Genomic DNA, 25,953 nt, shown 5'->3' on the forward strand with positions numbered 1-25,953 from the left:
GGAGCCGACCAAGCGGCAACTGATGAACACGATCAAGGACAGCGTCCACGACCACATCGCCGTCGACGGCGTGGCCGAGGCGCTGCTGGACACGCCGCCCGTCCAGCGACTCCGCCGGATCGCCCAGCTCGGGACGGTGACGCTCGTCTACCCGTCGGCCAACCACACCCGCTTCGAACACTCCCTCGGCGTCTATCACCTCGCCGACGAGGCACTTAGCCACCTCGGGATCGAGGGCCGGCAGGCCGAACGCGTCCGGGCGGCGGCGCTGTTGCACGACGTGGGCCACTCGCCGTACAGTCACAACGTCGAGGCGCTGGTCTACCGCGAGACGGGGAAGTACCACGACGACGTCCACGACCTGCTCGACCGCGGCGAGGTGGCACGAGTGCTGGCCGACCACGACCTCGACCACGACGCGGTCGCCGACCTCGTCGCCGGGGACGGCGAACTCGGACAGCTCGTCTCGGGGGAACTCGACGTGGATCGGATGGACTATCTCGTGCGGGACGCCCACCACACCGGCGTCCCCTACGGCACGATCGACCACGAGCGGCTGATCCGGGAGCTGCGTTTCGTCGACGGCGACCTCGTGCTGGACGAGGGCAACGTCCAGACCGCGGAGTCGCTGCTGTTGGCCCGTGCGCTGATGAACCCGACCGTCTACAGGCACCACGTCGCCCGGATCGCCAAGACGATGCTCCGACGCGGGACCGAGCGCCTCCTCGAAGTCACCGACACCGACCCGGCCGAACTGCGCCGCTGGGACGACAGCGACCTGCTCGTCTCGCTGCGTCGGACCGACGCGACGGCGGGGTACGCACACCGTCTCACGGAGCGTCGCCTGTACAAGCGGGCGATCTGGGCCGAGATGAGGGCCGTGCCCGACGAACTGCTGGCGATGGATCACGCCGAGATCCGCGAGGAGGAGCGAGCGATCGCCGACGCGGCCAACGTCGACGCCGACGCCGTCCTCCTGGACGTACCCGGCGAACCGTCGATGCCCGAGTCGTCGAGTCGGGTCGTCGTCAACGGCGAGGTCCGCGGGCTGGGCGACCAGTCGACGCTGGTCACCGCCCTCCGAGCGGCCCAGCGAGATCAGTGGCGGCTGGGCGTCTACGCGCCCGAGGCCGTCGCCGACCGCGTGGGCGAGAGTGCGATCCGCGTGCTGGGGCTGGAACCCGACGGAGCGATGGTCCGGGACGCGCGGCCGGGCGTCCACGCGACACTCGACGAGTTCAACTGACCGGAGCCACCACGTGTTCCCATGAGCGACCAGACCATTCTCGCCGGCACGATCTTCCGCGGCCGCGAGTTCGAACCGATCGAGGGCCGCGTCGTGATCGAGGACGGCGAGATCGCGGCCGTCGAGGAAGCGACGGTCGACCCCTCCTCGTGGATCCTCCCGGCGTTCGTCAACGCCCACACCCACATCGGCGACTCCATCGCCAAGGAGGCCGGCGGCGGCCTCACGCTGGAAGAACTCGTCGCGCCGCCCGACGGTCTCAAGCACAGGCTGCTCAGACAGGCCAGCCGCGAGGCACTCGTCGACGCGATGTCCCGGACGATCTCGTTCATGCAGCGCGCGGGAACGGCCGCGTTCGTCGAGTTCCGCGAGGGCGGGGTCGACGGCGTCGCGGCGATCGAGGCGGCACTGCGGGACTCGCCGATCGACAGCGTCGTGCTCGGACGGGAGACGGTCGCGGCGATGGAGCGAAGCGACGGGTTCGGTGCGAGCGGGGCCGCCGACGGCGACTTCAGCCACGAACGGACCGCGACCGCCGAGGCGGGAAAACTGTTCGGCATCCACGCCGGGGAGGTCGACGCCAGCGACATCAACCCCGCGCTGGACCTCGATCCGGACTTTCTCGTCCACATGGTCCACGCCGAGGAGTTGCACCTCGACCGCGTGGCCGACAGCGAGGTCCCCGTCGTCGTCTGCCCGCGCTCGAACGTCGTGACGAACGTCGGCGTCCCGCCCGTCGCCGACCTCGTCGAGCGAACGACGGTCGCGCTGGGGACGGACAACGTGATGACCAACAGCCCGTCGATGTTCCGCGAGATGGCCTGGGCGGCGAAACTCGCCGACGTTCCGGCCGCCGAGATCCTCCGGATGGCGACGGTCAACGGTGCCGAGATCGCGGGCCTGAACTGCGGGCTCGTCGCCGAGGGCCGCGACGCCGATCTGCTGGTGCTGGACGGGGACTCCGACAACCTCTCGGGCGCGCGGGACCCGGTCCGCGCGATCGTCCGGCGTGCCGGCGTCGACGACGTCGAACGAGTCCACTACGCAGGCAAGGCTTAAGCGCCCACCCGGTGAACTGTTAACACGAGACAATGTACGACCGCTTGCTCCTGCCGACGGACGGCTCGGCCGGCATGGAGCGGGTCATCGAACACGCCGACGAGATCGCGCGACGACACGACGCTGCGGTCGAGGTCGTCTACGTCGTCAACACCTCTCACATGACGACGATGCCGACCGGCGCTTCCGTCGAGGGTATTCGAGGCCTGCTCAGCGAAGAAGGCGAGATGGCCATCGAGGCCGCAGAGCGGATCTGCTCGCCGGAGACCACCGTCGAACACACGATTCTCGAAGGGGACCCGGAACGGGAGATCGTCGCTCACGCGGCCGAGAACGGTGCCGACCTGATCGTGATGGGGACCCACGGACGCGGCGGTATCGACCGCCTCCTGCTGGGGAGCGTCGCCGAACACGTGGTGCGGCGCTCGCCCGTCCCGGTCCTGACGGTCCACGTCGACGAGGCGCTGACCGCCGCCTGAAGCGCCAGTCTGACAGGCCAAAGTGGTGCGGTCGGTGGCGACGACGCCGGGACGCATCGACGAGCAACCGTCTCATACTACCGGCTGTCAGTCTGTGACGCATTTCGCGACCCCGTGGTCGCGAATCGCTTGCAGCAGTGACAGCCGGCAGTATCAGGCCGGCCGGAGGTGCTCGCAGTCGCCGGCCGTGATCGTCACCCGCTCTTCGCCCGTGTCGACGACCAGCGCGCCCGGAAAGGAGATGTTGACGGCCTCGCCCTCGACGGTGCCGCCGGGCGTCTCGACGCGAACCCGTTTGCCAAGCGTCGTCGCGTCCGCGCGCCACGCCGGCACGACCGCGTCGAGATCGCGACGGAGCGCGTCGAACTCCTCTAGGAGTCGCTGGGTGAACACGCGTCGGTCGATCGGTCCGACCGCTTCCTGGACGCTCGTGGCGTCGGCCGCCGCCGGCAGCGCCGACGGGTCGACGTTGACGTTGATCCCCATCCCGACGACGACCCAGTCGACGCGGTCGGCCTCGCCCTCGACCTCGGTGAGGATGCCCGCCAGCTTGCGCTCGTCGTCGCCCACGACCACGTCGTTTGGCCACTTGATCCGTGCGTTGACGCCGGCCTCGCGGGCGGCGCGGGTGACGGCGACGGCCGCAGCCAGCGTGAAAGCCGGCGCGTGCGCGATGGGAACCTCCGGACGGAGCGCGAGCGAGAGCCAGACGCCGCCGCTGGGCGAGGCCCACGCCCTGTCGAGTCGGCCACGACCCCCGGTCTGCTCGTCGGCCAGGACCGCAACGTCGCCCTCGCCCTCCGCCGCACGCTCCCGTGCGCGGCGGTTCGTGCTGTCGATGCTGTCGTGGTACTCGATCTCGAAGGGCGCTTCGAGCCCGTACGCGACGGCGCTCGCGCCGAACTCGGGGACGGACACGAGTTCGTAGCCGTCGTCGCCGCTGTCGATCTCGAACCCCTCCTCTCGCAGCTGCTCGACGTGTTTCCAGATCGCCGCCCGCGAGACGTCGAGGCGATCGGCCAGGGCCGGCCCGGCAACCGGCCCCTCGGAGAGCGCGTCGAGCACCTGCTCGCGTGTCGCTTGCATACGGAGCCCCTCGGCGGGAACGGCAAAAACGTCTCCGTCTGTCAGCGACCGCCGAACGCGACGCGAGCGGTCACCCGACGACGAACAGCAGGTCACCCATGTCGACGGACTCGCCCTCGTCGACGGCCACCTGGGTGACGGTGCCGCCGCGTTCGGCCACGATGTCGTTCTCCATCTTCATCGCTTCGAGCACGCAGACCACGTCGCCGGCTTCGACCTCGTCGCCTTCGTCGACGTTGACTTCGAGGATCGTGCCCTGCATCTCCGCGGTCACTTCGTCGCCCTCGGCGCTGGCTCCGCCGCCGTCGCCGCCCGAATCCGAGCCGCCACCGCCGGGCCGCTGGGGGCGGTTGCCGCCGTCGCCGCTCTCGATCTCACCGACCTCGATCGGTGGCGCGCCGCGTTCTTCCAGCTCCACGTCGAAGCGCTTGCCGTTGACCTCGACGGTGAACTCCCGTTCGGTCACCTCCTCGTCGTCCGCGTCGGTGGTCGTCTCGGTCCCCCACCGCTCCTGTGCGGCGTCGATGCGCTCGGGATCGAGCGTCTCGTCGAGGTACTTCGTCGTGTGCATGCCCTGGACGAACTCGTCGTCGGTGAGCATCAGCCGGTGGAAGGGGACGATCGTCGGGATTCCCTCGATGTCGTACTCGCCGAGCGCGCGCTTGCCCCGCTCGATGGCCTCCTCGCGGTCGCCCGCGTGGACGATGAGCTTCGCGATCATCGAGTCGTAGTCGGTCACCAGTTCGTCGCCCTGCCGCAACGCGTCGTCCATCCGGACGCCGACGCCGCCGGGCGGATCGTACGTTTCGAGGGTGCCCCCGGTCGCGGGTGCGAAGTCGTCGGCGGCGTTCTCCGCGTTGATCCGGAACTCGATGGCGTGGCCGTCGACCGCCACGTCGTCCTGGGCGAAGCCCAGCTCCTCGTCGGCGGCGACCCTGAGCTGCCACTTGACGATGTCGATCCCCGTGATCTCCTCGGTGACGCAGTGCTCGACCTGGATGCGCGTGTTCACTTCGAGGAAGTAGAAGTTCGCGTCGGGACCGAGCAGTTCGCCGGGCTCGCGGTCTTGCTCCTCGACGAGGAACTCGACGGTGCCGGCGTTGTAGTAGCCGGCTTCGGAGACGCCCCGGCGAGCGGCCTCCCCGATCCGTTCGCGGAGTTCGTCCGACAGGGCGGGACTGGGTCCCTCCTCGATGACCTTCTGGTGACGGCGCTGAAGCGAGCAGTCGCGCTCGCCCAAGTGGCGGACGTTGCCGTGGTGGTCCGCGATGATCTGGACCTCGATGTGGCGCGGATTTTCGAGGTAGCGTTCGAGGTAGACGGAGTCGTTCGAGAAGTACGCCTCGCCCTCGCGTTTGGCCGATTCGAGCTGGTCCTCGACTTCGTCGGGGCTCTCGACGATCTTCATGCCGCGGCCGCCACCGCCGCCCTCGGCCTTGATCGCGATCGGATAGCCGTTCTCGTCGCCGAACTCGTGGACCTGTTCGGGGTCGGTCACCGGGTCGGTGGTCCCCGGGACGATGGGCACGTCGGCGGCCGACATGATCTTGCGGGCCTTCGTCTTCTCGCCAAGCGACTCCATCGAGTCGCTCTCGGGACCGACCCAGGTGATCCCATCGGTGGCCTCGACGCGGGCTGCGAAGTCGGCGTTCTCCGCGAGGAAGCCGTAGCCGGGGTGGATCGCGTCGGCGTCGGCCCGTCGGGCGGCGTCGACGATCGCCTCCTGATCGAGATAGGAGTCGGCCGCGCGGGCCGGGCCGACGTTGTACGCCTCGTCGGCGTATCTGACGTGGCCCGAGTGCTTGTCGGCTTCGGAGTAGACCGCGACGGTTTCGACCCCCAGTTCCTCGCAGGCCCGCATGACCCGAACCGCGATCTCGCCGCGGTTCGCAACGAGAACCTTGTCGAACATATCTCCCAGTACCGACGACCCCCTCATAAAACTATGCGGAGTTACACGTCTCTGACCGGCCGATCGATTGCCGATCCGGTCCGCCCTTCCGTGTCGGCGGGGCACAGCCGCGGTGGTCGCTCCGGCAGCTCCGGCTATCACGTGAGATATTGGCGGGCGAATGTTTATCACGGTAACTGGGCGATGGTACGGTAATGTCTAGCGGAGTTCAGCAGTCTCGTGGTGGCACGTTCGAACTCGTCCACCACTACGTCGGGGGCGACGGCGAGGCCGCACTGCGAGCGATGATGGACGGGTTCGCCGACAGGCACAGCTCGATCTCGGTTCGGGAGACCCACTACGACAACATGCGCCTCCAGGTCAAGAGCCGGATTCTGGGCGAGGACCCACCGGACGTCTGGACTGGCTGGCCCGGCGGCGAGATGGCCGGCTACGCCGAAGTCGACGCCGTCAAGGACATCACCGACCTCTGGGAGGCCTCGGACATGGCTGCGAACTTCCGATCGGTCGCGGCCGACGTCGCACAGGTCGACGGCCGGTACCACGCGGTCCCGGTCACGATCCACCGGGCCAACGACATGTACCTCCACACCGAGACCGTCGAGTCGATCGGGTTCGATCCCGCACGAGCGTCGGACCCGACCGAACTCGTCGAGATGCTGGAAACGATCGCCGACGACCACGACGGACCGGCGCTCTTGCTCCCGATGGCCGACCCGTTCACCGTCCTGCAACTGTGGGAGATCACGCTTCTGGGACTGTCCGATCACGCCACCTTCGAGGCGATGACTACGGGCAACGCGTCGCGTCACCGCGACGTGATCGTGAGCGCGCTCGAACACATTCAGCGCTTCGCGGCGCTGTCCAGCGAGGACTCGCTGTACGACGGGATGACCGACGCCAACGAGCAGTTCATCGACGGGGCTGCACCGGTCTACCCGCAGGGCGACTGGGCGGCCGGCGTGTTCGACGAGACGCCGGACTTCGAGTTCCAGTCCGAGTGGGACCGCGTCGCGTTCCCCGGAACGGAGAACATGTTCGCCGTCGTCATGGACTCGTTCATCCCGTCGTCGGAGTCAGACAGCGACGCGCTCGAGACGTTCCTCGAATACGTCGGCTCCTGTGACGGGCAGGAGCGGTTCAGCCGGAAGAAGGGGTCGCTACCGGCCCGGAAAGACGCCTCGATCGACGGTTTCACCGACTTCGGAAAGTCCCAGCACCAGCAACTCGACCGCTCGACCGAACAGCCCCAGACGATCACCCACGGCCTGAGCATGTCTTCGGCACAGCTCGTCGACCTGAAAGCGGCGATCGCGGGCTTCATCGACGAGTGGGACGCACAGGCGACGGCCGACGAGATGATCGGCGTCTTCGACCGCTGAGAAACGCCAGCGACCCTACAGCGGGATGTTGCCGTGCTTGCGTTCGGGCTGGTGCTTGCGCTTGTTTCGCAGTGTCTCCAGATCGTCGATCAGCCGTGGCCGCGTCTCCTGTGGTTCCAGCACGTCGTCGACGAACCCCCGCTCTGCTGCCGTGTAGGGGTTGGCGAAGGCGTCGCGGTACTCGTCGATCAGCTCCTGTCGACGGGCTTCGACGTCGTCGGCCGCCTCCAGTTCGTCGTCGTAGAGGACGTTCACCGCGCCCTGTGGCCCCATGACCGCGATCTCGGCGGTCGGCCAGGCGTAGTTCACGTCCGCGCCGATGTGCTTGGACGCCATCACGTCGTAGGCCCCGCCGTAGGCCTTTCGCGTGATGACGGTCAACAGCGGCACCGTCGCCTCGGAGTAGGCGTACAGCAGCTTCGCGCCGTGGTTGATGATCGCGTTGCGCTCCTGGTCCTTGCCGGGCATGAACCCGGGCACGTCGACGAACGTACAGATCGGGATGTTGAACGAGTCACAGAACCGGACGAAGCGCGCGGCCTTCCGGGAGGCGTCGATGTCCAGCGTCCCGGCGTTGACGCGGGGCTGGTTGCCGACGACGCCGACGGCGTGGCCGTCCAGTCGGGCGAACCCCATCGTGATGTTCCGGGCGAACGCCTCGGCGACCTCGAAGTACGACCCTTCGTCGACGATCCCGTCGATGACTCGCGTCATGTCGTATGGCTGCTGGGGGGCTTCGGGAACCACGTCGACTAGCTCCTCGTCTCGGCGCTCGGGATCGTCCCAGGGATCGACGCGGGGCGGGTCCTCGACGTTGTTCTGCGGGAGATAGGAGAGCATGTACCGGATGTCATCCATCGCGGCCTTCTCGTCGGCCGCGGTCAGGTGGGCCACGCCGGACTCGCTGGCGTGAGTCTGGGCCCCGCCGAGTTCGTCGAAGCCGACCTCTTCGCCGGTGACCGTCTCGATCACGTCCGGTCCCGTGATGAACATGTGGCTGGTCTCCTCGACCATACAGACGAAGTCCGTGATCGACGGCGAGTACACCGCGCCGCCCGCACAGGGTCCCATGATCGCCGAGATCTGTGGGACGACGCCACTGGCCTGCTGATTCCGGTGGAAGATGTCGGCGTAACCCGCCAGCGAGTCGATGCCCTCCTGGATGCGCGCGCCGGCCGAGTCGTTGAGGCCGATGATCGGACAGCCGGTCTCGATGGCCTTGTCCATCACCTTACAGACCTTCTGGGCGAACGCCTCGCCCAGCGAGCCGCCGAAGACGGTGAAGTCGTGGGCGAAGACGAACACTTTCCGGCCGTCGACCTCGCCGTAGCCCGTCACGACGCCGTCGCCGGGGACGTGGTGTTCGTCCATGTCGAAGTTCGTCGAGCGGTGTTCGCGCAGCTGGTCGATCTCGACGAACGTGTCGTCGTCGAGGAAGTAGTCGATGCGCTCGCGGGCCGTGAGCTTCCCCTTCTCGTGTTGGGCCTCGATGCGGTCCTCGCCGCCGCCACGCTCTGCCTCGCGCTTGCGCTCGCGCAGGTCGTCGACGCGGTCCTCGTGGGTCACGCCGAACCACCCTCGGCTGTGCTGTGCATGACTGGCATAGACAGCGACGGCCGGAAAAACCTTTGCGGGAGGCGGGCCGTTCCCGTCCGGCGACGCGGTCGGGGAAGACAGACAGTCAGTGTCGCGCTGCCAGAGCAGGGCGACACCGCTGCCTGACGGCGACGCTGGGCCATCCAGAGCATCACCGGAGCCCGCTCTCGGCGGCAGGGTCATGTGCGTAGAGACCAACATCTAGTGATGACACGATCGACGACGGTCCTCGTGATCGGCGGCGGTGCGACGGGCGTCGGTATCGCACGCGACCTCGCGCTGCGCGGCGTCGACGTGACGCTGGCCGAACGCGACGGCCTCGCGAGTGGCACCTCCGGGCGGTCACACGGGCTGCTCCACAGCGGCGCGCGCTACGCCGAGGCCGACCCGACGGGTGCCCGGGAGTGTATCGAGGAGAACCGCATCCTCCGGTCGATCGCCGGGGACTGCATTCGCGACACCGGCGGGCTGTTCGTCCAGCTAGCCGACGACGACCCCGACTACTTCGAGCGCAAGCGCGCGGCCTGCGAGGAACTGGGCATCGACACCGAGCTGCTGGACGCCACAGCGGCCCGCGACCTCGTTCCCGACCTCTCGGGAGCGGTCGAACGGGCGTTCCGGGTCCCCGACGCCGTCATCTACCCCTCGCGGCTGGTGGCGGCCAACGCCGCGGACGCGGCCGACCACGGGGCGTCGATCCACCCGAACGCACCACTGGAATCCGTGACGGTCGCGGACGGACGGGTCACGTCGGCTCACCTCGGCGGCACCGTCTCGGAGACGATCGAAGCGGACTTCCTCGTCAACGCCGCCGGTGCGTGGGCTGGCGAGGTCGCGGCCATGGCGGGTCTCGACGTGGAGATGGCCCCCTCACGGGGCGTGATGGTGGCCGTCGACTACGACCGGGTCGGCCCCGTCCTGAACCGATGTCGTGACCCGGACGACGGCGACATCGTCGTCCCTCACGAGCGCCAGGCCGTCCTGGGGACGACCAGCGTACCCGCCTCGGATCCCGACGACTACGAGCAGGCCGACTGGGAGATCGAGACCTGCATCGAGGAGTGTGCGGCGATGCTGCCCCCGGTCGCCGACGCCGAGATCGATCGGACGTGGTGGGGCGTTCGCCCGCTGTACGCGCCCGACGAGGCAGAGTCCGAACGGCGCGGGATCTCACGTGGCTTCTTCCGCCTCGACCACGCCGAGGACGGCGTCGCGAACGCCGTCAGCGTCGTCGGCGGAAAGCTCACGACCTACCGGCAGATGGCCGAGGCGACGACCGATCTGGTCTGCGATCGGCTGGGGGTCGCGACAGACTGTACGACCGCCGAGGAGCCGCTGCCCGGTGCCGACGACCCGGGGACGCTGGACGAGTTCGTCGCCCGGTTCGACGGTCAGGGACCGACCGACTCGGATGTCGTCGCGGGCGACTGACGCGACCGGCTATCGATCTGTGGTGTGCTTCGCTGAGAATTGCGAACACCCCTCACTGAGACAGCCGGCGGTACGAACCGCTGGCAGGGTCCCGATCGATCGTGACACTCTGTGTGAACCGTCGGAGTAAAGTCCGTCTGTCGCCTCCCGTCTGCCGTGAGAAACGTTACGGATCGGCCGGCCAACCCCTTCGGCTTCGACCCCGGCTGTGAACAGTACGTCGCGGGGTACGGCGACGCCAACGCCCACTTCCACGTCGTCGGTGACCACCCCGGCGTCCACGGGGGCATCGACTCCGGCGTCCCCTTCACCGACTGCGAGGCCGGCGATCGGCTCCAGCGGGCGCTCGTCGACGCGGGCCTCCTGCTCGAAGCTGGGACGCCCCCGACCGTCGACAAGACCTACTTCTCGTATCTCCACATGTGCGTCGCCGACGGAACGCCGAGCGACCGCTCCTACGACGACCTGGAGCCGCTGTTCGACTCCGAACTACGAGCGATCACGGCCCACGTCTTGCTCCCGGTCGGCGAGCGAGCCACGCGCCACGTCTTCTCGATCGCGACCTCGGAAGCCACCGACGACATCGACATGAACGAGCGCCACGCCACGGAGGTCGCCGGAGCCGGGTGGCTCGTCTACCCGATCAAAGAACCCACGGCGTGGGACACAGACGACGAAGAACGACTCGTTCGGGCACTCGAAGCACTGCTGGCCTCGGACTACCGCCGCGAGGCCGACCTCGGGCGATTCCTCCCGAACGACGATCCGTACCTGGTGCGCTGAGCGGCGGTCGGCCCTATACCGGCGGGACGATCGCGCCCTCGACGAACAGCGTCCGCAGCCCGAGCACGAGCGTCGCGGCGACGCCAGCGACGACGACGATCCGGACCGTCCAGAGCCACGTCGGCCCGAACCAGTCCATCCCGGACATCCCCTGTCGGATCTCCGTGAGCGCCTCGTCGCCGAGCACCCAGCCGACGAACAGCATCGCGAACAGCACCGACACCGGCAACAGGAGCTGGTACGCGAGGTTGTCGAACCACGTGAGCCACGCCGTGTCCCAGGCCGACGGGAGCCCGAGGACGAACAGCCCGATCCCGAGTCCAGCTGCCAGCGGCACGCGTCCCACGTCGTAGTTGTCGGTCGCCCAGGACACCGACACTTCGAGGAGGCTGATCGCCGAGGAGAGCGCGGCGATCAGGACGACACCGAAGAAGACCACGCCGAGGAGCCGACCAGCCGGTAGTTCGGCGAACCCGCTCGCCATCGCGATGAAGATGGCGGACGGACCGCTGGTCGCCGGATCGATCCCGTTGGCGAAGAGGACCGGGAAGACGACGAGCCCGGCGAGGACGCCGATGAGCGTGTTGGTCCCGACGATGATCCCGCCGTCGACGGCGAGGTTGTCGTCGTTGCCGACGTACGAGGAGAAGGTGACCATGATCGCCATCCCGAGCGACAGCGTGAAGAACGCCTGGCTGACGGCGAAGGGAATCGCCGTGCTGGCGTTCGCCAGCAGCGTGTCGAGGTCCGGCGAGAGGAAGTACTCGTAGCCCGCGGCCCCGCCCTCCAGCGTGAGCGCCCAGACCGCCATCGCGAGCATGAGGAGGACGATGCTCGGAACCATCACCTTCGTCGCCTTCTCGATACCGTCTTCGACGCCCAGCGCGACGATGCCGACGACGACCAGGACGAACAGCGCCTGGGCCGCGATCGCTTCCGGTCCCGCCGAGACGGCACCGAAGTACTCGGCCGGCGCGTCGAAGTAGGCACCAGTCGCGCTGCCGACGATGTAGCGCATGACCCAGCCGCCGACGACGTTGTAGTACGAGAGGATCCAGAACCCCGTCGCGACGCCGAGTGCGCCGACGATGCGCCACTGCCGGTGTCCGAGTTCACCGAAGGCGTCGATCGCGTTCAGGCGCGTCCGCCGACCGAGGACGAACTCACCCAGCAACGCCGGGAACCCGATCGCGACGACGGCGATCAGATAGAAGACGAGGAAGCTCGACCCGCCGTTGGCCCCCGTCTTGAACGGGAACTGCCAGATGTTTCCGAGCCCGACCGCGCTCCCGATCGCGGCTACCAGAAATCCGATTCGTGTCGTCCACGTTGCTCGTTCGGCCATACTTACAGACCGGGTTCATCATGGAGTGATATAACACCTGTGAAACCTATCATATATGTATTCATATCTGAAGGTGTTGGGCTGTCAGCAGTTCAATAGGGCTAATATAGCAGTTACGAAATGAAAAGAGAGCGTCAACTATCTCGTCGTCACGCCAGCTCTCGCTCGCCGTCGGGTGGTTTCGATCCGGCGTCAACCGTGACGTACACTTATAACCCGAGCGCCCGACGTATCGAGTATGCGAACTCGCCTCAAACGGGTCTTCCGACGGTCGAAGTACGCGGCAACTGGTGCGGCACTCGGCGCGGCGGTCGGTGCCGTCTTCAGCAGGAACGCCGCGAGTACCGGCGGCGCGCTCGGCGGGTTGCTCGGCGCGACGATCGCCCAGCAACGCGACTCGGTCGACAACGTCGTCGGCGAGATCAAAGAGAAGAGAGCACCCGAACGGCTGGCCGACGAGGCGGAGTGAGACCGCTGGATCTCAGTTTCTGAACGACCGTACTGCCGATCGTACCGGCCGTCCGTAGCGCGCACGCCTCGTCGTGTCGACGACGCGGCGCGGGTAAGCGAGACTTTTTCTCGCTCCCTCGTCAACTGCTGTGATATGAGCAACGACGAGTCGCTCGATACCCGCGGCCGGCGGTACGATCCCGACGCCGACCACGCGTTCCCCGACGAGCGCGTGAACGACGTGCTGGCTGCGATCGAGTCGGACACCGAGATCCAGGCGTACCTGGAGGCACAGAACGTCAACCCGGTCACTCGCAAGCGCTACAACGACCACGGCGCGAAGCACATCTCGATCGTTCGCAACCGGGCGCTGTGCCTCTACGACCTGCTCAAGCGCGGCGGCATCGAGTTCAACGGTGCCAGCGAACAGGGCCTGGAGGAGGCCGACGAAGCCGTCATTATCGCGCTGGCTGCGACCCTGCACGACATCGGCCACGTCGTCCACCGGGACGACCACCCCTACTACTCGATCCCGCTCGCGGCCGACCTCCTCGACGACTTCCTGCCGGCGTACTACGACACGGACGCCGCGGTGCGGGTGAAAGGCGAAGTGCTGCACGCGATCCTCTGTCACCACACCGAAGAGGATCCGCTGACGCTGGAGGCCGGCGTCGTCAGAGTCGCCGACGCACTGGACATGGAGAGCGGGCGTTCGCGCATCCCGTACAACTACGGCGGCCGCGGCATCAACACGGTGTCGAGCCAGGCGATTAAGCGCGTCTTTCTCCAGGATGGCGACGACAAACCGGTGCTCGTCGAGATCGAGATGTCAAACGCCGCGGGCGTCTATCAGGTCGACAACCTCCTGAAGGCGAAGCTCCAGGGCTCCGGGCTCGAATCACACGTCCGGATCGTCGCGCTCAACGTCCGCGAGGACGAGGACCAGCTGGTCGAGCGAATCGAGCTGTAGCTGCTCGCAGCCGACGGTCCCGTGGGCCCTTACTGGCCCGTCACGTCGGGCTTACCGAGCGTACCCGGTGCATGAATTTATGCGGGCACCGTCAACGCTCGCGCATGAACGGCGTTCGCATGCCGGACCTGTCCGCCGACGCCCGCGACCGATCGGACGGACCGCACGGGTCGGTGTCGGGACGGGTCCAGGGCCTCCTCGAATACCTCCGAGGTCGAGTCCTGACGCTGCTGGTCCGCGATCGGTCGACGGACGACGCCGGGCGTCGGCGACTCGACCGGGACGGCGGGTCGACTGTCCCGGAACTGGATCGGTTCCCCGAGCGGGCACGGCCGCTCACCCACCCCGACCGTGAACTCGACGGCCTCAACACGCCGGACGTGGTCGGGATCGAGACCGACGACGGACTCCGGCTTTCGCTGCCGAACAACCCAGACGCGACCCTCGTCTCGGACGTGTGGGTGACGATCGAGGAGTGACGCCGCTCTTTTCGCTCGCAGACGTTCTTCGCAGAAATGCGTTCGCGTCTTCGAGGGTCTCGCAATTGCTCGAATCTCGCTACAGGGCGACCGGGATTTGAACCGGATCGAGACGGTTGTGCTCGCTCACTTCGTTCGCTGCGCGCACTGCGACTCGTAGGGTTCAAATCTTACTGCCGATTTCGCTCGTCACGTCTGTTCCTCGCAGAAATGCGGCGACCGGGATTTGAACCCGGGCCATGAGCTTGGAAGGCTCAGGTCCTACCACTAGACCACCGCCGCTCACTTCGTTTGCGCTGGGGTTCGCAACGCGTCGCGTTGCGCACCGCCAGACTCGTGACGACGGAACGTCTCCACGGTGCGCCCCGCCGCCACTCGTTCGCCAATAGCTGGTGCTGTTTTAAGGGCGTTTCCCTTCGGGACGCACGACGGCGTAGCAGTTCCCACTCGAAATCTCCAGTGACTCCAGCGCGAGGTCGCTGGCGGCAACGTCGCGCTCGAACTCGGCGGGTGCGTAGATGTGGTAGAACCGTGGCACCGTTCGACCGCCCGGCAACGTCCAGTCGACGGTGGTGTCGAAGCCCCGATCGGCGTCGGCGCTCGCGTCGAAGCGGTCGTGTGCCGTCGACCAGGCGCTGACCAGTGCGCGCCCGTCGGGCGCGAGGACCCGTGCGAGTTCGTCGAGGCTGTCACGCCGGTCTGCCCGCTGGGGGAGGTGGTGGATCGTGGCGACGTAGACCGCGAGGTCGGCACAGTCGTCGGCCAGTGGCAGCGTCGCCGCGTCGCTCTGGAGCAGCGTCGTGGCGGGACAGGCCCCGAGGCGGTCGCGCGCGGCCGCCAGTAGCTCGCGGCTGGCGTCGAGCCCCACCACGCGGTCGGCGTGGTCTGCCAGCAGCTCGGCGTGTCGGCCGTTGCCACAGCCAACGTCGAGTGCGACTCCGCCCCGGCACCGATCCTCGACGAAGGACTCGACCTCCGGCCAGGCGTACTCGCGGGTCTTCGAGAAGTGGCTCCCGATCGTCTCGTAGGTCTCGCGGACGTCCGCTCGCGAGGGGCCGTCGGACATACCGATCCCTGCGCACGCTGGCGCATAGTGGCTTCGCTCTCGGTCACGCACGCGGAGAAAATTGTTCCGCCGAGGTCCGGCCCGGCGGCCGGTCACGGTGCTACTGGTCGTACTTCTCGGGGTAGGCTTCGGCGAGTAACTCGGGGCGCGCGTCGAGTCGCTCCCGGATCGGCCCGATCACGTCCGAGACGTACTCTCCGGCGGCGGGCTTGAGGTCTGCCGGGTGGAGCTCCTCGCTGAGGAAGTCCGCTTCCAGTTCGTCGAACTCGTCGTAGACGAGGTTCCCGCCGTACTCGTCGGGGCGCTCGACGACGAAGGATTCGCCGCGCTCTTCGAGCACCGGGAAGACGAGGTATTCGAGGTACTCCAGTACGCCGTTGTCCTCGCGCTCGCCCATCGGACAGTACGCGTCTTCGATCTTCTCGACGACGGCGTCGTGGCTGTCGTTGAGGTTGACCTTCGTGTCCTCCTTCGAGGCGCTCATCTCTTCGCCGGTGAGCCCCGACAGCAGCGGCGCGAAGATACAGACCGGCGCGTCGTGCCCGTGGTCGGGCAGCGTCTCGCGAGAGAGCATGTAGATCCCGCGCTGGTCGTCGCCGCCGTAGGCGATGTCGGCGTCGAGGGCTTTCACGTCGAGGGTCTGCATCAGCGGGTAGATCAGCCCGCCGAGGTTCGGGCTCTCGGACTCGCGGACGACTCTGCTGCCGGCCCGCTGGGTCCTGGCGAGAGTCGTCTCGGCCGCCATACGGTACATCTCCAGGGTGTACTCCTCGTCGAGCTGGAAGTCGGTCCCGCGGACGAACGAGATCTCCGCTGGGTCCGCTCCGGCGGCCTCGATCATCCCCTCGATGGCGACCTGGTAGTACTCCGAGCGGGCGTCGAGCAGGTCGAAGGGGCTCTTCTCGTCGTCGAGGTGCGCGTGCAGGTCGGCGATCAGCACCGTCACGTCGATGCCGGCCTCGATGAAGTCCGCCAGCTTGCGCATCGTCGTGTAGTGTCCGATGTGCATCTCACCCGTGGGCGCGTAGCCGATGTACGCCGAGGGAGTGCCGTCGTCGAACAGCGCTTCGAGTTCCTCTTCCTCGATGACTTCGAGCGTGTGACGCGTCGCCAGTTCGAGGCGATCGGCGGTGTCCATACCTCTGGTACCCCACCGCGGTGATTAAAACGTTCCATCTCCCCTCGCCGCGAGCGACACACTCGTACTGCCGACTGTACCTTCGTGAAGATCGTTCACAGATCTACAGCCGGTAGTCTCAACTGGCCCGGGGCCAACACACTCCCATGTACACCGGGACCACGGAAGAGCCGTGCTGTCTGTGCGGGACCGAGGAGACGGCCACCCGGATCGATCTTCCCCCGCGGGCCGTCCAGTTGATGCGACACGGCGACCCCATCGCCTGGCGCGACATCGAAAGCACCGTCACGGTGTATTTCTGCGCGGACGACTGGGAGACGGTTCGCGATCTCGTCCTCGAAACGGGCATGAGCCCTCTCTCGCGGTGCAACGTCGCCCACGCCTCGTTCGACCTGCGCGAGGACTTCGAGGCGCTGCTCAACGACGTGCGCGAGGAACCTGACCAGCGGCCACGCGAGCGCGAGATGCTCGCCGACGCCCGAGAGACCATCGAGACGTACGGCGAGGACGACCACGTCGAGGAACGGGACGTGGTCGAGGCACGGATCGTCACCTGGGCGCTCGAAGACCTCGGCGAACGAGCGACTACCGAGTGATCGGGGGTTGGAGTACCGTACCGGACCCCACGCGGCGTGACACCGTGTGATCGACTCGCGACCGGCGGCGGGCGGTACGACCTCCAAGGAGTCGCTCGCTATCCAAACTGTTTTGACTGGTCACGGCAGTGTGTGAACCGATGACTGTACGTGTAGGTGTTCTGGGGGCCACTGGTGCGGTCGGTCAGCGACTCATCCAGTTGCTCGAACCGCACCCCGATTTCGAGATCGCAGCACTGACTGCCAGCGAATCCAGTGCCGGCAAGACGTACCGAGAGGCGGCCAAGTGGCGCATCGACGCGCCGATTCCCGAGGACGTGGCCGAGATCGAGGTCGGCGCGACCACGCCCGAGGACGTGCCCGACGACGTGGACCTGATCTTCTCGTCGCTCCCCTCCGGCGTCGGTGCCGAGGTCGAACCGGAGTTCTGCGAGGCGGGCTACGTCGTCTCCTCGAACTCCTCGAACGGTCGCATGGACGAGGACGTGCCCCTCGTGATCCCCGAGGTCAACGCCGATCACCTCGACGTGCTCGAACGCCAGCGCGAGGAACGCGGCTGGGACGGCGCGCTCCTGAAGAACCCGAACTGCTCGACGATCACGATGGTGCCGCCGCTGGCGGCACTGGACGAGGCCTTCGGCCTGACGGACGTGCGCGTCTCGACGCTACAGGCCGTGTCGGGCGCGGGCTACGACGGCGTCACGTCGATGGAGATCATCGACAACGCCATCCCGCACATCGGCGGCGAGGAGGAGAAGATGGAGACCGAGTCCCGGAAGCTGCTGGGTGGGTTCGACGGCACGGTGATCGACCTCCACGAGATGGACGTGGCGGCTTCCTGTAACCGCATCGCGACGCTCGACGGCCACCTCGAAAACGTCTGGGTCGACACCGAGGACGACGTGACTGTCGCGGACGCCGAGGACGCGCTGCGCTCGGCGTCGAGTATCGACCTGCCGTCTTCGCCCGACCAGCTGATCCGGGTCTTCGACGAGCCCGATCGGCCCCAGCCCCGCCTCGACCGCAACATCGAGGACGGGATGGGCGTCGCGGTCGGCGGCGTCCAGGAGACGACCGACGGACTCCAGTTCAACTGCCTCGCGCACAACACGATGCGCGGTGCGGCGGGCGCGAGCGTCCTCAACGGCGAACTGCTGGCGGCGAACGGTTACCTGTAGCAGTCTCTCGCACTTTTTTCTGGGTCGGCGCAGACGGATCGTTGTGATGCCGTCACGTGAGACGAAGGTGCAGGCTGGAGCCGCTGCCGTCGGGTTGGTGGTACTCGGCGTCGGTGCGACACGACTCGACCTGTCGGTCTGGTGGACTCAGCCGCTGCTCGTGGGGCTGTTCGAGGCGATCGTCTTCGGTGGTGGCCATCTCTACTTCGTCCTCCGTGGCGGCGGTGGTAGCGTGTCACTCACCGCACGACGGCGGTTTCTGTGGCTCATCTTGGCGTTTCTGACGCTCGTCCCACTCGTCGTGCTCGCTGGCGAGCGGACGCTCGGTCCGTTCGGGGTCCGGCGGGTGCTCATGTGGGCTCTCGGTGGCATCACCGGCGTCTACCTGTTCCTCGAAGGCATCGCCGGCTACCGGGCGACGATGGCCGAGGATTAGAGGGGGATCTGGTTCCGGAGCCCGTCCCACTCGCCAGTTTCTGCGGCGCGCCTGACGTTCTCGGCGAGGATGTCGGCGGTGCGCTCGTAGTACTCGGGCGTGTGGCCGGAGGCGTGGGGCGTCACGAAGACGTTGTCGAAGCCCCACAGCGGGTGGTCTTCGGGCAGCGGCTCGGGATCGGTCACGTCCAGCTGTGCCGCGCCGATGTAGTTGCTCTGGATCGCCGACGTGAGCGCGTCGGTGTCGACGACGCCGCCGCGGGCGACGTTGACGAAGATCGCCTCGGGGTGCATCGTCCGGAACAGTTGCTCGTCGAACAGCTCCTCGGTCGCGTCGGTCAGCGGGCACGCGACGGCGACGTACTCGGCGTCGGTGACGGCCTCGTGGATCTCGTCGAAGCCGTACACTTCGTCGGTCGGTCCGCCCTTCTCCGGGCTGTAGCGGACGCCGACGGTGTCGACGTCGAACCCCGCGAGTCGGTCGACGATGGCCTGCCCGATCGCGCCGAGCCCGACGACCGCCACCGTCGAGCCGGCGAGTTCGCCCGACTGGAGGGCGCGCCACTGTCGCTCTCGCTGGCGGCGACGCGCCTCGAAGAAGCGCCGCGTGAAGGCGAGAAACGCGCCGATCACGTGCTCGGCGATGTTCGGGCCGTGGACTCCCGAGGCCGTCGTCAGCGCGATCTCTCGCTCGGCGAACTCGTCGAGGGGCAGGTGATCGTAGCCGGCGTAGATGCTCGCGAACAGCTGGATCTCGCGGGCGTGATCGAGCAGTTCGTCGTCGAACGGCCCGGCCGAGACCACCGTCGCCGTCTCGACGGCCGCTCGCTCTTGCTCGGGGGTCCGTGCGACCGTGACCGTCGCCTCGGGCAGTCGCTCGCGGACCGCGTCGGCGTACGATTCGACCGGCAGGCCGTGTGCTTTCTGCCGCAGGATGGCGATCTCAGTCACGCACTGCCACCTCTGTTTGGGCCAGGGACATAGTGGTCGTTCCAGCCAGTGGCTCAAAACAGTACTGTCACGGAGACCGGCGGTGGACGCCCTTCGCTGGACCGTTCCTTTCGCCTCACGCGTGGAGAAATATCGATAGCGACGGATCGAGCGCCGACATCGACGGGTCGCGGGCCGCTTCGCGATGCCACATTTAATGATGGTGTGGTTCCACGGTCGGTGTAATGTGTGGTGACTGGGACACCGTGCTCGTCGTCGACGACGATCCCGCCTGCCGGGAGCTCCACTCGATCTGGCTCGACGACGAGTACGAGGTGCTGACCGCCGCCGATGGGCGGGCGGCGCTGGATAAGGTGGGGGACGCCGACGTGATGCTCCTCGACAGAGAGATGCCCCAGATGAACGGGGCGGAGGTGGCACAGCGACTGACCGAGCGACCGGACGACTGTTTCGTCGTCATGATCTCCGGTGTGGAGCCGGACTTCGACGTTCGAGAGTTGATCGTCGACGACTACCTGACCAAGCCGGTGTCGCGAGAGACGGTGCTCGACGTGGTCGAGACGATGCTCTCACGGGGTGCCTTCCGGCAGCTGCTCCGGGAGTACTTCTCTCTGACCGCGCGGAAGGCGACGCTCGAACTCCGGATCAGTCGGGACGCGCTCGGGGACAGCGACGAGTACCACGACCTGATCGCCGAACTCGAGGCCACGCGAACCACGCTCGACGACCGTCTCGAACAGTTCGACGGTCACTGGCGACAGGCGATCCTCGCGGCGGTCACCGACGATCTGGGATCGGAGCCGCGATCTGTCACCTGACCGTCGGGCCGTCGCGCGATGAGTGGCGAGCAAGGAATTTAAGCCCCCTCCGAACAGGGGTGGGGTATGGAGCGCGTAGATGTCGCGATCGTCGGCGGCGGGCCCGCCGGTACGTCTGCCGGTCGGGCAGCCGCCGAACAGGGTGCCGAGGCCGTCGTGGTCGAGAAGGGGGTCCCGAGAGCCGACCGTGACGGACTGGGACCCGACTCGACGGACGCCGCCGGCTTTCTGGATTACTGGACCGAACTCGCCGGCTTCGGTCCCGACGAGTTCCCCGACTCTGTGAAGCTCGCGGAGCTCGACGGCGCGGAGTTCATCGGGCCCAACGAGTCGGTCCTGATCGAAGAGACGGGGATCGACTCCGCGTATCCCGGATTCGGCTTCACGTTCCAGCGAGCCCGCTTCGACGACTGGCTGCGCGACCGCGCCGAAACAGCGGGCGCTCAGTACCGCGTCGGCACGAGCGTCACTGGCGTCGACACCGACCTCTCGGGCGGCGTCGAGCACACGCTGGCACTCTCGGATGGCGAGTCGATCGTCGCCGACGCGCTCGTCCTCGCGGACGGCCCCCAGCGGACGGTCACCGGTCGCGTCCTCGATCAGTTCCTCCCGGCGGACGAGTCGCTCTCCGAGCGGCTCCCGTCGACGGAGGCCAACCACATCGCCTACCAGGAGCACCGCCGGATGCCCGAGGAACTGTTCCCCGAGGACCGAATCCAGTTCTGGTGGGGCGTGATGCCCGGCCACACCGCCTACCCGTGGATCTTCCCGAACGACGACAACGTGGCTCGGATCGGGCTCACGATGCCGATCGGGCTGGACATCGACGACTACGACGCCAGCGAGTGGGCCCTGCTTCGGGAGGACGACGACAAGATCCCGCAGGGTCGCACCTACGTCGAGCGCCTGCTCGAACGGGAGTTTCCCGACTACGACCTCGACGACTTCCCGCTGGTCGAGGATCGGGGCAAGACCGACGGCACGGAGACGTACCCGATCTCTTCGACCCGGCCGATCGACTCGCCGACCGACGCGAACGTCGCCGTCGTCGGCGGCGCGATGGGCGCGACCTCCGCCTTCCACGAGGGCGGGGACCACGTCGCCGTCCGAACCGGCTCTCTCGCCGGAGAACTGGCCGCGACCGACGCCCTCGACCGCTACAACGACGCCTGGAAGGACGCGCTCGAATCCGAGATCCTCCGCAACGTCGCCTTCGCCGACCTGGTCGAGGGGTACGATCCCGCGACCTGGGACCGCGTGTTCGCGACCGTCAACGCGATGCAGACCGTCGACGGGTCTCTGTGGCGACAGGCCCTGGCCGCCGGCACGCTGGGGCTCAAGACCGTCGCCGGCTACAAGTGGCGCAAGTTCCAGTACCGCGACGGCGGCTACGTCCAGCTCGCCGAGTCCGAGTACACCGTCTGAGACGGATTGTGTAGCAGTTTACCGGGATCGTCTCCCCCGTGGCGACGGTCGCCGGCCAGCACCGGCAGTAAACCGTTTGCATCCCTCCGCCGTGGTCGCGGCCGGACCGCAACCCCTTACCCGTCCGACGGAGTATCCCCGACTGCGTGCCTTTTGTCCCCGCCCGAGGCCCGTCCTTCGGGACGATGACAGCGCGGCGAACCCGGGCACGCGACATTCGACTCGACGGCTGACGCCGTCTCGCCACATGGAGGCGTTTCACGCCTCCCGGTTCAGTGGTACGCACCACTTCACCACTCGGTTGCGCTACGCGCAACCCGCCCGACACGAGGGTTTGCCGGTCGACAGGGCGCACTGCCCCGGATGATGCCGGTCGTTAGTGTTTCGGGCGTACACTTTCGAACTACCGCAGATACATCTCCAGTGAGTCTACGACGCGATCCGCGAATGCATCAGTAACTCGGCCCTGCCACGCAACGAGGTCTTCGCTTCGGGGCGAGTGGATCGCCCACGGCGAGACGAACGACTCTCGTGGAACACCGCCCGTTTCCCAGACGCCCTCCCCGAGACGAAGCGAGTCGTCGTATTCCTTCGTCGAGATAGCGACCGCGACGTGTTGCTCGTCGGCGAAGGGGTGGGAACTGTTGTTCACGACGAGCCACGGTCGCTGGCGGTCAGTGCCAAGTTTGAACGGATCGGTACTCCTGACGACATCGCCGCGTTCCGGCTCCATCGATCACTCGTCCTCGCTCGAATTCTGTTCGCTTGGATGGGGCTGGTCGGGTGCGGCAGCGTCCCAACGCTCCGACTCGATTCCACCATCGGCTTCGTCGAGCTGTTCGCTCACGTCGTGCAGATCGTACGCTGCGGCGACCCGTTGTTCGTCCTCGGTGAGTGCCCAGTACTGCCCTCGATGACGGACGAGACCACGCTCTTTCAATCGCGTGAGCGCGGTGCCAACCGTGTTCGGGTTCTCGTCGATGGCAGTAGCTATCTCTGACCGAGTAAACGCCGCGTCCTGGTGCGTGTTGAGGTACCTAATCACCTGTTCGGGGACGCTCGGCCCCTCCGGCAAGTCACCCGATTCGAACTCGTCAATACTCACGGGCATACTGCGAAATTAGCGTGCTCACGTAATGAATGTACTGCTGTACTTTGAGTGCGGATCAGCTGGTGAAACCTCGCCCGGTAGTGTTTCGGGCGACAGTTCCCTTCCGCAGACAGTCTCCCGTCCCGATGGACGCGGAGCCACCGCCGCATTCAACCGGGTGCCCGCTGTACGTGACGTATGTCGATCCTTCGTTCGGTTGTCACGCTCGCTCGCGACCGGAACGTTACGTTCCTCGCGGCGGGCATCGCTTACTACGCGTTCGTGTCTATCGTTCCCCTGCTGCTGCTGGCGATCGCCGTCGCCTCGACGCTCGGTGGCCAGGCGTTCGCCGACCGGGTCGTCGCAGTGCTGGGCCAGATGCTCTCGGCGTCGGGTCAGGAACTCGTAGCGGGTGCGCTCACCGACACCGCCGGGCGGGGGACGGCCTCGCTGGTCGGCTTCCTGGTGTTGCTCTGGAGCGGACTGAAGCTCTTTCGCGGACTCGATCAGGCGTTCGACGAAGTGTACGCCGCCGAGGTCCACACGTCGCTCCTCCAGCAGGTGCGGAACGGACTGGTCGTCGTCGTCGGCGTCGCACTCGCGGTCGGGACCGCGGTCCTCGTCGGGCTCGCGCTCTCGATCCAGCCCTGGGAAATCCCGTTCGTCAACGTCTTCGGGACCGTCGCGCTGGTCGTCGTCATCACCCTCGCCTTCCTGCCGATCTATTACGTCCTGCCGCCGGTCGACGTGTCGCTGCGAGACATCCTCCCCGGCGCGGTGATCGCTGCGGGCGGGTGGGTCCTGCTCCAGCTCGGATTTCGCGTCTACGCGGCCAACGCCGGGCAGTACGCGGCCTACGGTATCCTCGGAGCCGTCCTGCTGTTCGTCACGTGGCTGTACTTCGCGAGCATCGTCGTCCTGATCGGCGTCGTCGTCAACGTCGTCTTGCGGGAAGTCGGGGCAGATACCTCGTCGGAGCCGGCCGCGTAGTCGGCGTCTCCCTCGTTCTCCTGCAGTTTCCGTGGACGTCTGTGGTCCGGTTTCGAGGCGTGGGTCATACTACCGGCTGTAAATCTGTGACCGATTTCGCCACCCCGGGGTGGCGAAGCTCGTCACGAAGTGACAGCCGGCAGTATCACTCCGAGAGCCCGAGATCACTGCCGTCGATCGAACCGTCGTCGGTACGGAACCACCCGTCGTGTACTGCCCGCTCGGTCGCCTCGGGGTCGTTGCAGTAGCCGTCCATGACCGTCGGACCGTCGATCAGGACGTCGCTGTCGGCCGAGAGCCCGACGGTGACGCCGGGCAGTGCCTCACCGACGCTGTCGCGCTCGAAGTCGTCGGGGCCGTTGATCGTCCCGACGGCGCTCGTCTCGGCGGTCCCGTACAGTTCACACAGGGGGACACCGAGGCCGTGGAAGAAATCGAGGAGGTGATCGTCGAGGCGACCGGTACTCGACAGTGCGTAGGTCAGGTCGTCGAGGCCGAACTCCTGGCGCAGCGGCCGATAGGCCAGTCGTTCCGCCGCCGCGTACTTCAGCGGCGTGCCGCTGCCGTCGATCACGTCGCGCCCGTAGCCGGTGACGCTCCCGGCGACCTTGCGCTTGGCCCAGCCGAAGGAGCCGATTCGGTCCTGTAGCTCGCCGTACAGCTGCTGGTACAGCTTGGGGACGCCGATCAGCACGTCGGGGCTCAGTGCCGGCAGTGCCTCGACACTGCTTGCATGGTCGGTGTACGCGACGGTGGCCCCGGCGTCCCAGAGATAGTAGGCCCCGACGCGCTGGGAGACGTGTGCGAACGGCAGGAGCGCGGTCCCCGTCGCATCGGGATCCAGTGGGAGCGCGTCGCTCAGTGCCGCGATCGCCGCCCGGAGGTTCCGGTGGGTCAACTCGACGCCGGTCGGCTCACCGTCTGCGGGAACCGGATAGACGATCGTCGCGAGGTCGGTACCGCGGCGGTTCAGTCCCGGCAGAGAGCGCTGTGGCGACGCCGGCAGCGGCTCCGTGTCGACGACCACGTCGACTGCCCGCTCGACGGCCGATGGTGGGTCACTCGACGACGCGAACCCGTCGATCTCGGCGGTCGTGACGATCGATCGCAGCTGTTCGTCGTCGAACGAGGGATACAGCGGGACGGAGACGAGCCCGGCGAGGTGGCTGGCGAGGTCGAAGAGCAGCGCCTCGCCGTTCGATTCGAGGTCGATCGCCAGCCGATCGCCCGGCGTGAGCTCCGTCTCCAGGAGCCCGCCAGCGACCGTCGTCGCACGCTCGTACAGCGACTCGAAGGTCCGCTCTGTCTGCTCGTCGCCGTCGTGTTCGATCGTCGCCACGCGGTCCCCGTGTGTCGTCGCCACCTGTTCGAACCACGACGCGATCGGGCCGGCGGGGACGGACAGCTCGCCGCCGTCTAACACCACCTCTTCGACGGAGACTGTCGTCGTCGGCTGGGTCGTCTCGGGAGGTGATTCCGAGCGGCGACGCTGCCGGAGCGTTCCGGGCGTATACTCGTAGGCCTCGTCGACTTCCGTCTGGTAGTACTCGCTGTAGCGCTGGTCTTCGTCACCCGCGGCGATGTGGCTGTCGAGCCAGTCCCGGAGGAAGGTGAGGACCTCCATCGTGACGTACTCGCCGTCCTCGTGACGCTCGCGAAAGTCGCTGACCGTCGACGCGAACTCCTCGTGCATCTCGCGGTGGTCGTAGAAACAGTCGGCACAGTCCATCGCGTAGCCACAGTCCTGCATGAACTCCTCCTCGTCGCCGAAGTGGTACTCGGTGTACCGTTCGAGTTCCCGGAGGATGTCACCGATCTCGTCCTGTGAGTGGCCCTCGTCCATGGCCGTGTGGAGGTCGTTGAGCAGACCGAACAGCCGCTTGTGTTGTTCGTCGAAGCGATCGATCTGTGTGCTGTAGCGTTCGTCGTCCCACCGGGCGAACGCGTCCTCGGACTCCAGTTGCATACGCTGGGCTGGCCCCAGCATCCTCAAAAGCACCCCCTCCAGTTCCCGGTGGATGAAAACAGAGCAACACGCACAACAGGGA

25 protein-coding genes and 1 tRNA gene are annotated in these 25,953 nt (G+C 67.1%); 15 read left to right on the plus strand and 11 right to left on the minus strand.

Translation table 11 applies throughout. The features are described 5' to 3' along the window. The first annotated feature begins 22 nt into the window (after positions 1–22). From ACAH01_RS07695 to ACAH01_RS07705, 3 genes are read left to right on the plus strand one after another with little or no spacing between them, the layout of a single operon-like run. Positions 23–1,246, plus strand: a complete 1,224-nt coding sequence (locus ACAH01_RS07695; RefSeq protein WP_170094549.1) for an HD domain-containing protein — start codon at positions 23–25, stop codon at positions 1,244–1,246. A 21-nt stretch (positions 1,247–1,267) separates the two neighbouring features. Further along, positions 1,268–2,305 (plus strand): amidohydrolase family protein, encoded by a 1,038-nt coding sequence (locus tag ACAH01_RS07700; RefSeq protein ID WP_372480749.1) that lies wholly within the window; start codon positions 1,268–1,270, stop codon positions 2,303–2,305. Positions 2,306–2,337: 32 nt separating this feature from the next. Beyond that, entirely contained in the window at positions 2,338–2,784 is a 447-nt protein-coding gene (locus ACAH01_RS07705) for a universal stress protein (RefSeq protein ID WP_372480750.1), read from the plus strand. Positions 2,785–2,937: 153 nt separating this feature from the next. On the opposite strand, the gene ACAH01_RS07710 is transcribed toward ACAH01_RS07705, so the two are convergent. Then, positions 2,938–3,870: a biotin--[acetyl-CoA-carboxylase] ligase gene (locus ACAH01_RS07710; RefSeq protein WP_372480751.1), complete on the minus strand. Its 933-nt coding sequence runs from the start codon at positions 3,868–3,870 to the stop codon at positions 2,938–2,940. Between the two features lie 70 nt (positions 3,871–3,940). Further along, positions 3,941–5,782, minus strand: a complete 1,842-nt coding sequence (locus ACAH01_RS07715; RefSeq protein WP_372480752.1) for an acetyl-CoA carboxylase biotin carboxylase subunit — start codon at positions 5,780–5,782, stop codon at positions 3,941–3,943. Between the two features lie 194 nt (positions 5,783–5,976). Here ACAH01_RS07715 and ACAH01_RS07720 point away from each other — a divergent pair, with 194 nt between their 5' ends. Continuing rightward, on the plus strand, positions 5,977–7,164 hold the full coding sequence (locus ACAH01_RS07720; protein WP_372480753.1) for an ABC transporter substrate-binding protein: 1,188 nt from the start codon (positions 5,977–5,979) through the stop codon (positions 7,162–7,164). A 15-nt stretch (positions 7,165–7,179) separates the two neighbouring features. On the opposite strand, the gene ACAH01_RS07725 is transcribed toward ACAH01_RS07720, so the two are convergent. Further along, a complete protein-coding gene (locus ACAH01_RS07725; RefSeq protein ID WP_170094543.1) occupies positions 7,180–8,730 on the minus strand; it encodes an acyl-CoA carboxylase subunit beta in 1,551 nt (516 codons plus the stop codon). Positions 8,731–8,967: 237 nt separating this feature from the next. Between ACAH01_RS07725 and ACAH01_RS07730 the strand changes: the two genes are divergently transcribed. Then, the gene (locus tag ACAH01_RS07730) at positions 8,968–10,191 is read left to right on the plus strand and encodes an FAD-dependent oxidoreductase (RefSeq protein WP_372480754.1); all 1,224 of its coding nucleotides are present in this window, start codon (positions 8,968–8,970) and stop codon (positions 10,189–10,191) included. 156 nt (positions 10,192–10,347) lie between these two features. After that, positions 10,348–10,974, plus strand: coding sequence for a uracil-DNA glycosylase family protein (locus ACAH01_RS07735; RefSeq protein ID WP_372480755.1), 627 nt, complete (start codon positions 10,348–10,350; stop codon positions 10,972–10,974). A gap of 13 nt (positions 10,975–10,987) precedes the next feature. Here the strand turns inward: ACAH01_RS07735 and ACAH01_RS07740 are convergent, their stop codons facing one another. Further along, positions 10,988–12,319, minus strand: coding sequence for a sodium-dependent transporter (locus ACAH01_RS07740; RefSeq protein ID WP_372480756.1), 1,332 nt, complete (start codon positions 12,317–12,319; stop codon positions 10,988–10,990). A 238-nt stretch (positions 12,320–12,557) separates the two neighbouring features. Here ACAH01_RS07740 and ACAH01_RS07745 point away from each other — a divergent pair, with 238 nt between their 5' ends. The 3 genes from ACAH01_RS07745 (at position 12,558) to ACAH01_RS07755 (ending at position 14,218) form a co-directional block, all read left to right on the plus strand. Then, positions 12,558–12,788, plus strand: a complete 231-nt coding sequence (locus ACAH01_RS07745) for a hypothetical protein (RefSeq protein WP_018258393.1) — start codon at positions 12,558–12,560, stop codon at positions 12,786–12,788. A gap of 135 nt (positions 12,789–12,923) precedes the next feature. Then, on the plus strand, positions 12,924–13,739 hold the full coding sequence (locus ACAH01_RS07750; protein WP_372480757.1) for an HD domain-containing protein: 816 nt from the start codon (positions 12,924–12,926) through the stop codon (positions 13,737–13,739). Between the two features lie 104 nt (positions 13,740–13,843). Beyond that, positions 13,844–14,218, plus strand: coding sequence for a hypothetical protein (locus ACAH01_RS07755; protein WP_372480758.1), 375 nt, complete (start codon positions 13,844–13,846; stop codon positions 14,216–14,218). 211 nt (positions 14,219–14,429) lie between these two features. Here the strand turns inward: ACAH01_RS07755 and ACAH01_RS07760 are convergent. The 3 genes from ACAH01_RS07760 to ACAH01_RS07770 form a co-directional block, all read right to left on the minus strand. Continuing rightward, positions 14,430–14,500: transfer RNA gene (locus ACAH01_RS07760), tRNA-Gly, on the minus strand. 118 nt (positions 14,501–14,618) lie between these two features. Beyond that, entirely contained in the window at positions 14,619–15,284 is a 666-nt protein-coding gene (locus tag ACAH01_RS07765) for a class I SAM-dependent methyltransferase (protein WP_372480759.1), read from the minus strand. A gap of 100 nt (positions 15,285–15,384) precedes the next feature. Continuing rightward, entirely contained in the window at positions 15,385–16,422 is a 1,038-nt protein-coding gene (locus ACAH01_RS07770) for a tyrosine--tRNA ligase (RefSeq protein ID WP_170094534.1), read from the minus strand. A 146-nt stretch (positions 16,423–16,568) separates the two neighbouring features. Between ACAH01_RS07770 and ACAH01_RS07775 the strand changes: the two genes are divergently transcribed. The 3 genes from ACAH01_RS07775 (at position 16,569) to ACAH01_RS07785 (ending at position 18,632) form a co-directional block, all read left to right on the plus strand. Next, complete coding sequence (locus ACAH01_RS07775) at positions 16,569–17,018, plus strand: hypothetical protein (protein WP_170094533.1); 450 nt, start codon at positions 16,569–16,571, stop codon at positions 17,016–17,018. 140 nt (positions 17,019–17,158) lie between these two features. Continuing rightward, positions 17,159–18,196, plus strand: coding sequence for an aspartate-semialdehyde dehydrogenase (asd, locus tag ACAH01_RS07780; RefSeq protein ID WP_372480760.1), 1,038 nt, complete (start codon positions 17,159–17,161; stop codon positions 18,194–18,196). 46 nt (positions 18,197–18,242) lie between these two features. Further along, the gene (locus tag ACAH01_RS07785) at positions 18,243–18,632 is read left to right on the plus strand and encodes a hypothetical protein (RefSeq protein ID WP_170094531.1); all 390 of its coding nucleotides are present in this window, start codon (positions 18,243–18,245) and stop codon (positions 18,630–18,632) included. On the opposite strand, the gene ACAH01_RS07790 is transcribed toward ACAH01_RS07785, so the two are convergent. After that, positions 18,629–19,582 (minus strand): D-2-hydroxyacid dehydrogenase, encoded by a 954-nt coding sequence (locus ACAH01_RS07790; protein WP_372480761.1) that lies wholly within the window; start codon positions 19,580–19,582, stop codon positions 18,629–18,631. The two genes, ACAH01_RS07785 and ACAH01_RS07790, sit on opposite strands and share 4 nt — an antisense overlap. 224 nt (positions 19,583–19,806) lie before the next feature. Here ACAH01_RS07790 and ACAH01_RS07795 point away from each other — a divergent pair, with 224 nt between their 5' ends. Continuing rightward, entirely contained in the window at positions 19,807–20,400 is a 594-nt protein-coding gene (locus tag ACAH01_RS07795; RefSeq protein WP_372480762.1) for a response regulator, read from the plus strand. A 66-nt stretch (positions 20,401–20,466) separates the two neighbouring features. Continuing rightward, positions 20,467–21,825, plus strand: coding sequence for an NAD(P)/FAD-dependent oxidoreductase (locus ACAH01_RS07800; RefSeq protein WP_170094528.1), 1,359 nt, complete (start codon positions 20,467–20,469; stop codon positions 21,823–21,825). 403 nt (positions 21,826–22,228) lie between these two features. On the opposite strand, the gene ACAH01_RS07805 is transcribed toward ACAH01_RS07800, so the two are convergent. After that, a complete protein-coding gene (locus ACAH01_RS07805) occupies positions 22,229–22,558 on the minus strand; it encodes a hypothetical protein (protein WP_208625933.1) in 330 nt (109 codons plus the stop codon). Positions 22,559–22,561: 3 nt separating this feature from the next. Next, positions 22,562–22,936 (minus strand): hypothetical protein, encoded by a 375-nt coding sequence (locus ACAH01_RS07810; protein ID WP_372480763.1) that lies wholly within the window; start codon positions 22,934–22,936, stop codon positions 22,562–22,564. A gap of 177 nt (positions 22,937–23,113) precedes the next feature. On the opposite strand from ACAH01_RS07810, the gene ACAH01_RS07815 reads away from it, so the two are divergent. Beyond that, the gene (locus tag ACAH01_RS07815; protein WP_372480764.1) at positions 23,114–23,905 is read left to right on the plus strand and encodes a YihY/virulence factor BrkB family protein; all 792 of its coding nucleotides are present in this window, start codon (positions 23,114–23,116) and stop codon (positions 23,903–23,905) included. 145 nt (positions 23,906–24,050) lie between these two features. Here ACAH01_RS07815 and ACAH01_RS07820 read toward each other — a convergent pair whose 3' ends face one another. Beyond that, positions 24,051–25,871 carry a bacteriohemerythrin gene (locus ACAH01_RS07820; protein WP_372480765.1) on the minus strand — a complete coding sequence of 607 codons (1,821 nt, stop codon included), beginning with the start codon at positions 25,869–25,871 and terminating at the stop codon, positions 24,051–24,053. Positions 25,872–25,953: the final 82 nt, after the last annotated feature.

The organism is Halomicrobium sp. HM KBTZ05 (assembly GCF_041530035.1).
Taxonomy (GTDB): domain Archaea; phylum Halobacteriota; class Halobacteria; order Halobacteriales; family Haloarculaceae; genus Halomicrobium.